Annotated in this window: 13 protein-coding genes; 8 read left to right on the forward strand and 5 right to left on the reverse strand. The window is 62.4% G+C overall.

The window, feature by feature from the left end:
* Positions 1-127 precede the first annotated feature (127 nt).
* From N181_RS01135 to N181_RS01155, 5 genes are all read right to left on the reverse strand, one after another.
* Positions 128-589 (reverse strand): YbaK/EbsC family protein, encoded by a 462-nt coding sequence (locus N181_RS01135; RefSeq protein WP_014327303.1) that lies wholly within the window; start codon positions 587-589, stop codon positions 128-130.
* A gap of 82 nt (positions 590-671) precedes the next feature.
* A complete protein-coding gene (locus tag N181_RS01140) occupies positions 672-860 on the reverse strand; it encodes a hypothetical protein (RefSeq protein WP_014327304.1) in 189 nt (62 codons plus the stop codon).
* Positions 861-1029: 169 nt separating this feature from the next.
* Complete coding sequence (locus N181_RS01145) at positions 1030-1284, reverse strand: GlsB/YeaQ/YmgE family stress response membrane protein (RefSeq protein WP_014761069.1); 255 nt, start codon at positions 1282-1284, stop codon at positions 1030-1032.
* Between the two features lie 196 nt (positions 1285-1480).
* Positions 1481-2773 carry an L-rhamnose catabolism isomerase gene (gene rhaI, locus N181_RS01150; protein WP_014327306.1) on the reverse strand — a complete coding sequence of 431 codons (1293 nt, stop codon included), beginning with the start codon at positions 2771-2773 and terminating at the stop codon, positions 1481-1483.
* 13 nt (positions 2774-2786) lie between these two features.
* Positions 2787-4886 (reverse strand): bifunctional rhamnulose-1-phosphate aldolase/short-chain dehydrogenase, encoded by a 2100-nt coding sequence (locus N181_RS01155; protein ID WP_014327307.1) that lies wholly within the window; start codon positions 4884-4886, stop codon positions 2787-2789.
* A 201-nt stretch (positions 4887-5087) separates the two neighbouring features.
* Here N181_RS01155 and N181_RS01160 point away from each other — a divergent pair, with 201 nt between their 5' ends.
* The 8 genes from N181_RS01160 (at position 5088) to N181_RS32755 (ending at position 12801) form a co-directional block, all read left to right on the forward strand.
* Complete coding sequence (locus tag N181_RS01160) at positions 5088-5900, forward strand: DeoR/GlpR family DNA-binding transcription regulator (protein ID WP_014327309.1); 813 nt, start codon at positions 5088-5090, stop codon at positions 5898-5900.
* Between the two features lie 128 nt (positions 5901-6028).
* Positions 6029-7018: a rhamnose ABC transporter substrate-binding protein gene (rhaS, locus tag N181_RS01165; protein WP_014327310.1), complete on the forward strand. Its 990-nt coding sequence runs from the start codon at positions 6029-6031 to the stop codon at positions 7016-7018.
* 291 nt (positions 7019-7309) lie between these two features.
* On the forward strand, positions 7310-8821 hold the full coding sequence (locus N181_RS01170) for a sugar ABC transporter ATP-binding protein (RefSeq protein WP_037391991.1): 1512 nt from the start codon (positions 7310-7312) through the stop codon (positions 8819-8821).
* The gene (locus N181_RS01175; RefSeq protein ID WP_014327312.1) at positions 8818-9798 is read left to right on the forward strand and encodes an ABC transporter permease; all 981 of its coding nucleotides are present in this window, start codon (positions 8818-8820) and stop codon (positions 9796-9798) included. Before N181_RS01170 ends, N181_RS01175 begins: the two co-directional genes overlap by 4 nt.
* Complete coding sequence (locus N181_RS01180) at positions 9798-10802, forward strand: ABC transporter permease (protein WP_037391993.1); 1005 nt, start codon at positions 9798-9800, stop codon at positions 10800-10802. The genes N181_RS01175 and N181_RS01180 overlap by 1 nt, the downstream gene beginning before the upstream one ends.
* A 9-nt stretch (positions 10803-10811) precedes the next feature.
* A complete protein-coding gene (gene rhaM, locus N181_RS01185; RefSeq protein WP_037391995.1) occupies positions 10812-11126 on the forward strand; it encodes an L-rhamnose mutarotase in 315 nt (104 codons plus the stop codon).
* Complete coding sequence (locus tag N181_RS01190; RefSeq protein WP_174839369.1) at positions 11123-12499, forward strand: FGGY-family carbohydrate kinase; 1377 nt, start codon at positions 11123-11125, stop codon at positions 12497-12499. Before rhaM ends, N181_RS01190 begins: the two co-directional genes overlap by 4 nt.
* Positions 12500-12624: 125 nt before the next feature.
* The gene (locus N181_RS32755) at positions 12625-12801 is read left to right on the forward strand and encodes a hypothetical protein (RefSeq protein WP_153451782.1); all 177 of its coding nucleotides are present in this window, start codon (positions 12625-12627) and stop codon (positions 12799-12801) included.
* Positions 12802-13124: the final 323 nt, after the last annotated feature.

Below are 13124 nucleotides of genomic sequence, written 5' to 3' on the forward strand. Positions count from 1 at the left end.
AGATGACAATGCATATGATGAAAGTGCTGTTAAGCCTCATGGCCGCGCTTTCGTTCGGCTCGCTCATGGTTCTCGTGGCCGTTCTGTAGGAACGCACGCGGCCCCGCTCGACGGCCGCCGGGGCCGGTCAGGTTTCCGACACGTCGATCCATTCCGCGCCGGTCAGTTCCGCCATGCGGTGAGGGCTGATGTGAACGGCGGCGTTAATTGCGCCGGCGGCGGGCACGACCACATCGAAAGCCTTCAGGGATTCATCGCAATAGATCGTATGCGGCTTCGCGAGGCCGAAGGGGCAGACGCCGCCGACGGGATGGCCGGTCTCGGATTCGACCTCGCCAAAGCCGAGCATGCGCGCCTTGGTGCCGAAGCGCGCCTTGTATTTCTTGTTGTCGAGGCGGGCGTCGCCGCGCGTGACGATCAGGATGACGTCGTCGCCGACGCGAAGCGCCAGCGTCTTGGCGATCTGTGCCGGCTCGACGCCGTGTCCCTCCGCCGCGAGCGCCACCGTTGCCGTGCTCTGCTCGAGTTCGATGACGTCGATGTCCGGGGCGTGCTCGGAAAAGAACTCTTTGACGGAGGTGAGGCTCATCTCGAAAGGCCGGTGCTGCGATCTGCAAATGGGATATCCGCGGCGAATTGCGGCCGACGGTCTTTTTGAGGAGAGGAATGTTTCAGTCGTCGTTCGACGCGTCAAGGTCTTCCGGTCGCCGGCCCTCCTGTTGCGGCGGCAGATAGCCGTGGCTTGCGAACCAGTTTTCCAGAATCGTGGAGATTGCCTCTTGGCGCGTCGAACTGGCGGGATGATCGCTCATATAGGATTGCAGCGCCGTTTCGATCTTTTCTGCATAGAAATCGGTCATCGTTCCCTCCGCTGACGTCTCGCGGTGGCGATCCATGGCTTTGCGCGCGGATCGCTCAGCGCCCGCGCCTGGTCAAACGGACGAGGGCGCCATAGCTTGATATCGCTGAATGATTTTGTCCTCAAACCGGTTCCGATGGTAGGCGAATCCTTGACCGGATATCGCCATTTCAGGCCTGTTTGACGATGCGGATCAGCACCAGCAGGATAATCGCCCCGATGGTGGAATGAATGATTGCGGCGAGAATGCCTGTGCCGAGCGTGATGCCGACCGCCGGAAACAGATAGCCGGCAATCAAGGCGCCGATGATGCCGACGACGATGTTGCCGATCAGGCCGAAGCCGAAGCCGCTGACGATCAGGCCGGCGAGCCAGCCGGCAACCGCGCCGACGATCAAAAATACCAGAATGCTTTCAATGCCCATCAATGCCTCCTTGCGGTTGTGTCCTATGGAACATAGCCCATCCCTGCCGATCAGATAGGGGGCAATTCGATCGAGGATGATTTTTTTGCGCAAAGGGGATGGTCGGCTGCATCCCGGGCGCGAAACCGCACCCGGGATCATGAACTCGAATCGGTCAGGACGACAGGAACGGCTTTTCCGCTCCCCTCGGATGATATCAGACGATGCCGCCGCCACCGCCGGCAACTGAGGGTCGTTCGGCCGCCACTTTGGCGCGATAGCCGCTCGCCCGGTAGGTCGCGACCGGAGCGATGGCGCCGCCGCTCTCAAGGCGGGCCATGGCGAGGATCGGCTCGACATCGGTGCGGAAGGCAGCTTTCAGGGTCTCCGACGCCATCAGCGCGTCGTTTTCCTGCTGATGGCCATCGAGCGCCTGGCGATCGACGAGAAGCGCCTGGGCGTAGGCGCGGCCAACTTCCATGGCGCTGGTCATCAGGCTCTCGATCGGATCCGTCACGTTATGGCTCTGATCGAGCATATGTGCCGGATTGAACCCTTCCGCGGCGCGCGTCTCGGCGTCGACCAGCTCGTTGAACACCAGGAAGAGCCGGTAGGGGTCGATCGAGCCGGTGTCGAGATCGTCGTCGCCATATTTCGAGTCGTTGAAATGGAAGCCGCCGAGCTTCTTGAACTGGATCAGCCGGGCAACGATCATCTCGATATTGACGTTCGGTGCGTGATGGCCGAGATCGACGAGGCAGAAGGCTTTGGGCCCAAGCTCCTGGGCGATCAGGTAGTTGGTGCCCCAGTCCTGGACCACCGTCGAATAGAAGGCGGGTTCGTACATCTTGTGTTCGGTGAAGATGCGCCAGTCCTCCGGAAGCGCCGCATAGATCGCCTTCATCGAGTCGAGATAGCGCTCGAATGCCCGGGTGAAGTTGCTCTGGCCGGGAAAGTTGGAGCCGTCGCCGATCCACACCGTCAGCGCCTTCGACCCGAGCGCCTTGCCGATCTCGATGCATTCGAGATTGTGCTCGACCGCCTGGCGGCGTGTCGCGGCATCTGTATGAGTGAGCGAGCCGAACTTGTAGGAATGAGGTTGGCCGGGTGCGTCGGAGAAGGTGTTCGAGTTCATCGCATCGAAGCCAAGCCCAAGCGCTGTGCCTTTTTCCCTCAAACCTGTGAGGTCGGCTACCTTGTCCCAGGGGATGTGCAGCGAGACGGTCGGCGTCGCCCGCGTCAATTGCTGGATGACGCCGCAATCTTCGAGCTTGTCGAAGATGTTGCGCGGCTCGCCCAGGCCGGGAAAGCGGGCAAAGCGCGTGCCGCCGGTGCCGACTCCCCAGGAGGGAACGGCGACGCCATAGGCGGCGACCTTTTGCTTGATGGCGTCGATGTCGATGCCGCGGCGCGAGAGCCGCTCGCCGAGGCCTTCGTAGTCGCGCCTCAACGCTTCCTGCCGCCTGGCATTCTCGGCCTCGATCGCGGACGTGCTGATCATATTGGTCATGGCAGGCTCCCGATCAGCGCGTGAAGGACTGGGCATTGCCCGCGTCGACATTGACGATGTTGCCGGTCGATTTCGCCGACATATCGGAGGCGAGGAAATAGATGGCCTCGGCAATGTCCTCCGGGAAGACGCTGAGCTTCAGCATCGACCGCTCGCGGTAATGCGCCTCCAGGTCGTCGACGTCCATCTTGTAGGCGGCGGCGCGCTGCTCTTTCCATTCGCCGCTCCAGATCTTGGAACCGCGCAGCACCGCATCCGGATTGACGACGTTGACGCGGATTTGCGCCGATGCGCCTTCGAGTGCCAGGCAGCGGGCCAGATGGATCTCGGCCGCCTTGGCCGTGCAATAGGCCGACGCGCCGGGCGAGGCGGCAAGCCCGTTCTTCGAGGCGACGAAGACGACGTTGCCGCCGGCCTTCTGGCTGCGGAAGATGCGGAAGGCTTCGCGCGACACGAGGAAATAGCCGGTCGCGAGAATGTCGATGTTTTTGTTCCAGAGCGCCAGCGTCGTGTCTTCGATCGCCGCCGACGAGGCGAGGCCGGCATTGGAAACGAGTATATCGAGGCCGCCGAAGGTAAGCAGCGCATCGCCGAAGCCGGCCTCGACCGCCGTCTCGCTGGTCACGTTCATGCTGACGGAGCGGACGAAATCCTTGCCGTAGCGCGCGGCAAGCTCGTTCTGGGCATTTTCGAGGGCGGTTTCATCGATATCGGCGAGAACGACGCAGGCGCCTTCCTGCATCAGCCGGACCGCCGTCGCCTTGCCGATGCCGCCGGCGCCGCCGGTGACGAGCGCGATACGGCCGGCCAAACTTTTCGGCTTCGGCATACGCTGCAGCTTGGCCTCTTCGAGCAGCCAGTATTCGATGTCGAAGGCTTCCTGTTCCGGCAGGCCGACATAGGTTGAAACGCCCGAGGCGCCGCGCATCACGTTGATGGCATTGACGTAGAATTCGCCGGAGATGCGCGCCGTCGCCTTGTCCTTGGCGAAGGTGATCATGCCGACGCCTGGAACCAGATAGACGACCGCGTTCGGGTCGCGCATCGCCGGGCTGTCGGCGCGCTTGCAGCGCTCGTAGTAGCGCGCATAGTCGGCGCGGTAGGCGGCTATCGCCTCGGGTAGGCCGGCCAACGTCTTTTCGACATCCGGCTGTGCGGGATCGAAGTCGACCACCAGCGGCCGGATTTTCGTGCGCAGGAAATGGTCGGGGCAACTCGTACCAAGCGCCGCAAGCGGCTCGAGGCTTGTCGATGTGACGAAATCCAGCACCGCCTTGCCGTCGTCGAAATGGCCGACCTTCTTCTCCTCGGCGCTGATCAGGCCGCGGATCACCGGCATCAGCTTCTTGGCAATTGCGACGCGTTCGGAAGCAGCCAGCGCCGGTTTCGCCTCTCCGCCGAAGGCAGGTGCGGTATTTTCTCCCTCGAACCAGGCGATCGCCCGGTTGATGATCTCGATCGTCGTCTCGTAGGCTTCCTTCGCCGTGTCGCCCCAGGTGAAGAGGCCGTGGCTTTCGAGCACCACGCCGCGCGCCTTCGGGTTTTCGAGGCAGTATTTTTCCAGCCAGAGGCCGAGCTCGTAGCCCGGCCGCTTCCAGGGCAGCCAGCCGATCTCGTCGCCGAAGATTTTCTTGGTCAGTTCCTTGCTGTTCTTCGAAGCGGCGACTGCGATGATCGCGTCCGGGTGCATGTGGTCGACATGCACCTTCGGCACATAGGCGTGCAGCGGCGTGTCGATCGAGGCGGCGCGCGGGTTGAGGTTGAACGTACAATGCGGCAGGTAGCCGACCATCTCGTCCTCGAATTCGACGCCGCGATAGATGCCCTTCAGCGCCCGGAGCTTGTCCATATAGAGCGTGGCGAAGCCGTCCATCTTGATCGTGCCGACGTCGCCGCCCGATCCCTTCACCCAGAGAACCTCGGCCGTCTCGCCAGTAAGCGGGTCCTTCTCCATCACTTTCGCAGAGGTATTGCCGCCGCCGTAATTGGTGATTCGCTTGTCCGAGCCGAGCAGGTTGGACCGGTAGAGAAGCCGCTCCGCTTCGCTCATTCCCGCCGCCTTGGCGTCGTCCCAGAGATTGGCCAGGCGTGCGCCCTGTTGCTTGTCGAGCATCTCGAATTCCTCCCGGTAAGCTAGCCGCCGGCACCCGCGGCCGCGACGATATGATTGGCATCAGATCACACGGCCAATGCGCAGATGTCAATCAAAAACGATCAAAAACGTTCATATTGCAGCGCACAATGAAAAAAGATGATCGAAACTGATTGACAATGCTCGGCACTGATGGAAGCATGCAGCATATCGGAGGAGCGCATGCACGAGAAAGAAAGACACAGGATCATCCTGTCGGCGGTGCAGGAAAAGCCGGTCGTGACGGTGCCCGAACTCGTCGAACTGACCGGGAGTTCCGAGGCGACGATTCGTCGCGACGTTGCGGCGCTGCATGTGCAGAAACGTCTGCGCCGGGTGCGCGGCGGCGCCGAGGCGATCAATCCGCCGCAATTCGTCGGCCTGGCCGGCCGGCCCTTCAGCGTCAACGAGGGTCTGCATGCGCGGGAGAAGCAGGCGATCGCCCGCGAGGCGGTGGCGCTCTGTCAGGATGGCGAGCCGATCATCATCAATGGCGGCACGACGACCTTCCAGATGGTGCATTTCCTCGCCAACCGCCGGATGCAGGTCTTCACCAACTCCTTCCCGATCGCCGAGCACCTGCTGAAGCACTCGAAGAACACCGTGATGTTGTCGGGCGGAACGATCTACCGCGAGCAGAACATCATTCTGAGCCCCTTCGACAATGACGTGACGCGCAATTTCTATGCGCGCCGCATGTTCATGGGGGCGCAAGGGCTTGGGCCGCTTGGGCTAATGGAAGCCGACCCGCTCTTGATCCAGGCCGAGCAGAAGCTGATCGACCAGGCCGACGAACTCGTGGTGCTCGTCGATTCCTCGAAATTTCACAAGCGCTCAAGCCTCATTCTCTGCGGCCTCAAGCGCATCGCCACTGTGATTACGGATTCGGGCATCGAGGACAGGCACGCCTCGATGCTCGAAAGCGCCGGCGTCAATCTCGTCATCGCCAATGCGAAGCCGAAAGCCGACGCGCAAACTGCTTCGACATCCGCCTGAGCGGATGGGGAGGGGGAAAAGGAAGGCGGACTGACCGGGCACAAGCCGGCAGCAAGACCGCCAGATGGAGTTGTCGGGTCGGATGATGCATCCACTCCGGATGCACGGACCCAAGGGAGGAGAACGTGATGAAAATTCTGAAATCATTGATGGTGACGGCCGCCGTCGCGGCCGCGCTCATGGCGAACGCCGCCCATGCGGAGAACAAGAAGATCGCCCTCGTCGTCAAGGCGCTCGGCATCGGCTTCTTCGAGGCCGCCAACAAGGGTGCCCAGGAAGCGGCCAAGGAACTCGGCGACGTCGAGATCATCTATACCGGTCCGACTTCGACGACGGCGGAGGGCCAGATCGAGGTCATCAACTCGCTGATCGCCCAGAAGGTCGATGCGATCGCGGTTTCGGCCAACGACACGGACGCCCTCGTACCGGCGCTTAAGAAGGCGATGGATCGCGGCATCAAGGTGATTTCCTGGGATTCGGGTGTCGCCAAGGACGGCCGCCTGATGCATCTCAATCCGTCGTCGAGCCCGTTGATCGGCAACATGATCATCAAGCTCGCCGCCGATAGCCTGCCGGAAGGCGGCGATGTCGCCGTGCTCTCGGCTTCGGCAACGGCAACCAACCAGAACACCTGGATTGCCGAGATGAAGAAGGTCCAGGGCAACTACAAGGGCATCAACGTCGTGGCGACCGTCTATGGCGACGACCTTGCCGACAAGTCCTACCGTGAGACGCAAGGCCTCATCCAGTCCCATCCGAACCTGAAGGCGATCATCGCGCCGACCTCGGTCGGCATCGTCGCCGCCGCTCAGGCCGTCACCGACGCCGGCAAGATCGGCCAGATCAACGTCACCGGCCTCGGGCTCCCGTCCGAAATGGCCGGACATGTGAAGTCCGGTGCGTCCAAGTCCTTCGCGATCTGGAACCCGATCGACCTCGGTTATTCGGCGACGATGATCGCCTATGACGTCATCAACGGTGCCGAAGCCAAGCCGGGTGCGGAACTGAAGATGGGCCGCATGGGAACAGTCAAGCTCGACGACAACAACGAAGGCGCCATGGCCGATCCGTTCGTCTATGATGCCTCGAATGTCGAGGAATTCGCCAAGATCTTCTGATCGGCGAAGGCAGTGGGGCGGATCGGTTCGCCTCTCATCCGGCCTGCCGGCCACCTTCTCCCCGTTTTGACGGGGAGAGGGGAACGCGCGGCGGCGCCTCGCCCCTCTTGGACGTTGCGGTGCCGGCTGCCCGCAAGTCCCCTCTCCCCGCGAGCGGGGAGAGGGTTAGTCCTCGGGTTAAACCCGAGGAGAGGGGCAGCCCCACGCTCGAGCGCGGCCAAACGATCGCCGCCCAATTGAAACGACTGAATGGTGGACCCTCTCTTGTTGCAGGAAAAGACCACATCGCGGATGAAGCCCGCCATCACGCTCGAGGGCATATCGAAGTCCTTCCCGGGCGTGCGGGCTCTCTCCGATGTCTCTCTGGCGCTCTATCCGGGTTCAGTGACGGCGCTGATCGGCGAGAACGGCGCGGGCAAGTCGACGCTCGTCAAGATCCTGACCGGCATCTACCAGCCGGAGTCCGGCGTGATCCGGGTCGCCGACACGGAAACGACATTTCCCACCGCCCTTGCTGCGGCGCGCGCCGGTGTGACCGCGATCCATCAGGAAACCGTGCTTTTTGACGAGCTCTCCGTCGCGGAAAACATCTTTCTCGGCCATGCCCCGCGCAATCGCTTCGGCTTGATCGACTGGAAGAACCTGAACGCCGACGCCGAGGCTCTGCTCCACCGGGCCGGCGCCGACTTCGACCCGACGATCCGGCTGCGCGACCTCGGCATCGCCAAGAAGCATCTGGTGGCCATTGCCCGCGCCCTCTCCGTCGACGCGCGGGTCGTCATCATGGACGAGCCGACGGCGGCACTATCGCACAAGGAGATCCACGAGCTCTATGCCCTGATCGAGCGGCTCAAGGCCGACGGCAAGGCAATTCTCTTTATCAGCCACAAGTTCGACGAGATCTTCCGGATCGCCGACCGCTATACGGTGTTCCGCGACGGGGCAATGGTCGGCGAGGGGCTGATCGCCGACGCCAGCCAGGACGATCTGGTCCGCATGATGGTTGGCCGTGCCGTCGATTCCGTCTACCCGAAGAAGGACGTCAAGATCGGCGAGCCGGTGCTGACGGTCTCCGGCTACCGCCATCCTACCGAATTCGAGGACATCAACTTCGAGCTGAGGCGCGGCGAGATCCTCGGTTTCTACGGCCTTGTCGGGGCCGGCCGCTCGGAATTCATGCAGTCGCTGATCGGCATCACCCGGCCGTCGGCCGGCGCGGTCAAGCTTGATGGAAATGTGCTGGTCATCCGCAACCCGGCCGAGGCGATCCGTGCCGGCATCGTCTACGTGCCGGAGGAGCGCGGCCGGCAGGGCGCGATCATCGGCATGCCGATCTTCCAGAACGTCACCCTGCCGTCGCTCTCCCATACGTCACGCACGGGCTTCCTGAAGCTTGCCAACGAATTTGCCTTGGCGCGCGAATACACGTCGCGTCTCGACCTGCGCGCTGCCTCGCTGGATCAGGACGTCGGCACGCTCTCCGGCGGCAACCAGCAGAAGGTGGTGATCGCCAAGTGGCTGGCGACCAAGCCCAAGGTCATCATCCTCGACGAACCGACGAAGGGCATCGACATCGGCTCCAAGGCCGCCGTCCACGCCTTCATGAGCGAGCTCGCAGCGCAAGGCTTGAGCGTCATCATGGTCTCCTCGGAAATCCCCGAGATCATGGGCATGTCCGACCGGGTCATCGTCATGCGCGAAGGCCGGATTGCCGGCCGCTTCGAGCGCTCCGAACTGACGGCCGAGAAGCTGGTGCGCGCCGCGGCCGGCATCGAAACGCAGCTTAGCGGGAGGGCCGCATGATCGCCAAGCTCCTCAAGAATCGTGAAATCCTGCTCGTCGTGGCGGTCGTCGTGCTGCTTGCCCTGATTGCTTTGCGCTTTCCTGGTTTCGTGGCGCCGTCGAATCTTGCCCGCGTCTATAACGACACCTCGATCCTGATCATCCTGGCGCTCGGCCAGATGGCCGTCATCCTCACCCGATGCATCGATCTGTCGATGGCGGCGAACCTTGCGCTTTGCGGCATGGTCGCCGCCATGCTGAACGCGGCCTTTCCCGGCCTGCCGATCCCGGTCATCATTCTTGCCGCCATGGCGCTCGGCGGTCTGCTCGGCATGATCAACGGGACGCTCGTCTGGAAGCTCGACATCCCGCCGATCGTCGTCACCCTCGGAACGCTGACGATCTATCGCGGCCTGATCTTCCTCCTGACCGACGGCAAGTGGATCAATGCCCACGAGATGAGCGACACCTTCAAGGCCCTGCCGCGGCTGGCTCTTGCCGGTATGCCGGTGCTCTCCTGGCTGTCGCTCCTGATGATCGCAGCGATGTTCCTGGTCATGAGTCGCACGCCGCTCGGTCGCGCCTTCTATGCGGTCGGCGGCAATCCGCATGCGGCGATCTACACGGGGATTGATGTCGGCCGCACCCGCTTCTTCGCTTATTGCCTCTCTGGTACGCTCGCCGGCCTCTCCGGCTACCTTTGGGTATCGCGCTATGCGGTCGCCTATGTCGATATCGCCGCCGGCTTCGAGCTCGACATCATTGCGGCCTGCGTCATCGGCGGCATTTCGATCGCCGGCGGCATAGGCTCGGTGGCCGGCGCCGTGCTTGGCGCGCTCTTCCTCGGTGTGATCAAGAATGCGCTGCCGGTGATCAACATCTCGCCTTTCGCCCAGATGGCGATCTCCGGAACGGTCATCATCATCGCCGTCGCCGTCAACGCCCGCGCCGAGCGGCGCAAGGGCCGGGTCATTCTCAGGAAAGCGGAGGCGGTCTGATGGCGCACGCTCAACTCTCTCCCCGCAACATCCCCGATCGCCTCGAGGGGCGCGGCGCCCGCCTCCTGAAGAGCTGGGAAGCGCTGCTCATCGTGGTGGCGACGGTGATCTTCCTCGGCAATTCCTTTGCCTCGCCCTATTTCCTCGACCCGTGGAACCTGTCCGACGCCACCTTCAACTTCACCGAAAAGGCGATGATCGCCTTCGCCATGGCGCTGGTGATCATCTCCGGCGAGATCGATCTTTCGGTCGCCTCGATCATTGCGCTCGCCTCGACCGCCATGGGCTACGCGGTGCAACTCGGCGTCGACACGCCGGTGCTCGTGGCGATCGGTCTCGGCGTCGGGCTAGTCTGCGGCGCCGTCAATGGCCTCTTGATCACCGGCCTGGGCCTGCCGTCGATCGTCGTGACGATCGGCACGATGAGCCTGTTTCGCGGCCTGTCCTTCATCATTCTCGGCGACCAGGCCTTTACCGGCTACCCCGAGAGCTTTGCCTGGTTCGGTCAGGGCTATGTCTGGTGGGTCTTCTCCTTCGAATTCACGTTCTTCGTGCTGCTCGCCGTCGCCTATGGCGTGCTCCTGCACAAGACGAATTTCGGCCGCGCCGTCTACGCCATCGGCAACAATCAGACGGCCGCGCTCTTTTCGGGCGTCCGCGTGGCGCGGGTGAAGTTCACGCTTTTCCTTTTGACCGGGCTGATGGCCGGCCTCGCCTCGATCTGCCTCACCTCCCGCCTCGGCTCGACGCGCCCGTCGATCGCGCTTGGTTGGGAGCTCGAGGTCGTCACCATGGTGGTGCTCGGCGGCGTCAACATTCTTGGCGGCTCGGGCACGATACTGGGTGTCGTGCTGGCGGCGCTGATCATGGGCATGGTCACCTTTGGCTTCGGCCTCCTGAACGTGCCGGGTATCGTCATGTCGATCTTCATCGGCCTGTTGCTGATCTCGGTCATCGCGCTTCCGATCCTGTGGCGGCGCGCCCGCCGCCGTCTCGCGCATTGAGGTCTCCCGATGGAAAAATACGCTTTCCGAATGCGGCTCAACCCGGGCATGGCCGAGGAATACAGAGCGCGTCATGATGCGATCTGGCCGGAGCTGGTGACGCTGCTCAAAGACGCCGGCATTTCCGACTATTCGATCCATCTCGACGAAGAGACGAACCTGCTGTTCGGCGTGCTCTGGCGCACGGAGAACCACACGATGGCCGATCTGCCCTCGCACCCGGTGATGCAGAAATGGTGGGCCTACATGGCCGACATCATGGAAACCCGCGTCGACAATGAGCCGGTCGCCGTGCCGCTCAAGACCGTCTTCCATCTGAGCTGACGATGAAGACCGTCGCAGTCATCGATATCGGCAAGACCAACGCCAAAGTCGCGTTGGTCGACCTCGAGCGTTTCGAGGAGATCGCCGTCCGCAAGACACCCAACATCGTCGTGGAGGAGGGGCTCTATCCCCACTTTGACGTCGCGCATCTCTGGCGCTTCCTCCTCCAAAGCCTCTCCGGGCTGCACCGGGAGCACCCGGTGGAGGCGATCTCCGTGACGACACACGGGGCGACCGCCGTCCTGCTCGACAACGCAGGCGAGCTCGCAATGCCGGTGCTCGATTATGAATATACCGGACCGGACGCGCTCGCCGAAGAATATGGCCAAGCCCGCCCGCCTTTTTCCGAGACGGGCTCGGCACGCCTGCCGATGGGGCTCAATGTCGGTGCGCAGCTCTTCTGGCAGCAGCGCATGTTTCCGAGGCATTTCGCCGAGGTCGCGACGATCCTGACCTATGCGCAATATTGGTCCTATCGTCTCACCGGCGTTGCGGCGAACGAAGTGACCTCGCTTGGCTGTCATACCGATTTGTGGAATCCCAAGTCTGCAACATTCTCGACGATGGTCGAGGCACGGGGTTGGACCCCGCTCTTTGCGCCGGTGCGCAAGGCGGACGAGGTGATCGGCGGCCTGCTTCCCGCGCTTGCCGAGGAGACGTGCCTGCCGGACGGACTGCCAGTCTATTGCGGCATCCACGATTCCAACGCCTCGCTGCTGCCGCACCTGCTGACCCGCAGTGCGCCGTTTTCCGTCGTCTCGACCGGGACCTGGGTCGTCATGATGTCGGTTGGCGGCGAGCTGGTGGAGCTCGACGAGAGGCGCGATACGCTGATCAATGTCAATGCACTCGGTGATCCGGTTCCTTCCGCCCGTTTCATGGGCGGCCGCGCCTTCTCGATGCTGGTCGGCGACAATCCGCCAGCGGCCTCGGCCGGGGCCGAAGCGCGCGTGCTTGCAGAAGGCTATATGCTGCTGCCGTCGGTGCCGAGCGGCTCCGGCCCTTTCCCCTCGGCAGAGCCGCGCTGGACGGTGAACGAAGACAACCTCACCCCTGCCGAGCGGCTCGCCGCCGTCTCCTTCCACCTTTCCCTGATGACGGCGACCTGCCTCGATCTGATCGGCGCAAGCGGCGAAATTGTCGTGGAAGGACCGTTCGCCGCGAATTCCGCCTATGTGCGAATGCTGGCCGCTGCGACCGGCCGGCCCGTGCTCGCCAACTGCCTCAGCAGCACCGGAACAAGCCTTGGTGCGGCATGCCTCGTCGCAGGTGCCGCGATCAGGACAGGAGCGGAAGCCGTCTCGGAGGCTGTTCCGCAGAGCTATGTCGATTACGCACACAAATGGCAGCGCTTCACCGCTGAGCGTGTGTAGAGCGGCAGTCGCAAGTGTCTATCGATGGATAGAAGAAGTAAGAACGAACGGATATTCTTGAACGCTGGTCGGAGGGCCTGCGTCAGAAAATGTTTCTGTTCGCCGCTCGTCTATGTTCGAGATTGATGACGATCGAGATCGCCGTCATTGCGAGGATTGCGATGGTGGCGGCGCTAATTCCAAGAACAATCATTGCTCATACCCGTGGACGCATCTTCATGATGTCGCCTTGTGCCTATGACGGTGCAGCGTGCGCGGTTCGCGCCCATTTGACCTTCGATTCGATACTGGACGACAAGTAGAACCGCAATTCTAAACTCTTGTGATTAAAAACCTGTTGTCTCCGGCCGAGTAAAACAGTGCAAGCCAGCAGAGAGTAACGCGCTGGTTGAATTTTAGCGATTCCGATTACGGGCTGGAAACCGTTAACCTTCAAGCAAGGAATTAACCATAAACATGGTCCAACACGTCGGAATAGGAAGTTTCCAGCTTCTCTCAAGGCATGATGCCACGCCGCCGTACCGGTTCCGGTCCGGTATGCAATCTCACCGAAGTTACTTGCGGGATGGACGATAGAGAACGCTCAGGCGCGCCGATTTCACCGATTGGGCGTGACCGGCCACAG

Source organism: Sinorhizobium fredii USDA 205 (genome assembly GCF_001461695.1).
In the GTDB taxonomy this organism is placed as follows: Bacteria; Pseudomonadota; Alphaproteobacteria; order Rhizobiales; family Rhizobiaceae; genus Sinorhizobium; species Sinorhizobium fredii.

Coding starts and splice junctions, on each gene's coding strand:
- rhaI (WP_014327306.1), bottom strand. CDS start 2,773: ATGACCAATATGATCAGCACGTCCGCGATCGAGGCCGAGAATGCCAGG.
- N181_RS01160 (WP_014327309.1), top strand. CDS start 5,088: ATGCACGAGAAAGAAAGACACAGGATCATCCTGTCGGCGGTGCAGGAA.
- N181_RS01170 (WP_037391991.1), top strand. CDS start 7,310: ATGAAGCCCGCCATCACGCTCGAGGGCATATCGAAGTCCTTCCCGGGC.
- N181_RS32755 (WP_153451782.1), top strand. CDS start 12,625: ATGACGATCGAGATCGCCGTCATTGCGAGGATTGCGATGGTGGCGGCG.
- N181_RS01140 (WP_014327304.1), bottom strand. CDS start 860: ATGACCGATTTCTATGCAGAAAAGATCGAAACGGCGCTGCAATCCTAT.
- N181_RS01175 (WP_014327312.1), top strand. CDS start 8,818: ATGATCGCCAAGCTCCTCAAGAATCGTGAAATCCTGCTCGTCGTGGCG.
- N181_RS01135 (WP_014327303.1), bottom strand. CDS start 589: ATGAGCCTCACCTCCGTCAAAGAGTTCTTTTCCGAGCACGCCCCGGAC.
- rhaM (WP_037391995.1), top strand. CDS start 10,812: ATGGAAAAATACGCTTTCCGAATGCGGCTCAACCCGGGCATGGCCGAG.
- rhaS (WP_014327310.1), top strand. CDS start 6,029: ATGAAAATTCTGAAATCATTGATGGTGACGGCCGCCGTCGCGGCCGCG.
- N181_RS01145 (WP_014761069.1), bottom strand. CDS start 1,284: ATGGGCATTGAAAGCATTCTGGTATTTTTGATCGTCGGCGCGGTTGCC.
- N181_RS01155 (WP_014327307.1), bottom strand. CDS start 4,886: ATGCTCGACAAGCAACAGGGCGCACGCCTGGCCAATCTCTGGGACGAC.
- N181_RS01180 (WP_037391993.1), top strand. CDS start 9,798: ATGGCGCACGCTCAACTCTCTCCCCGCAACATCCCCGATCGCCTCGAG.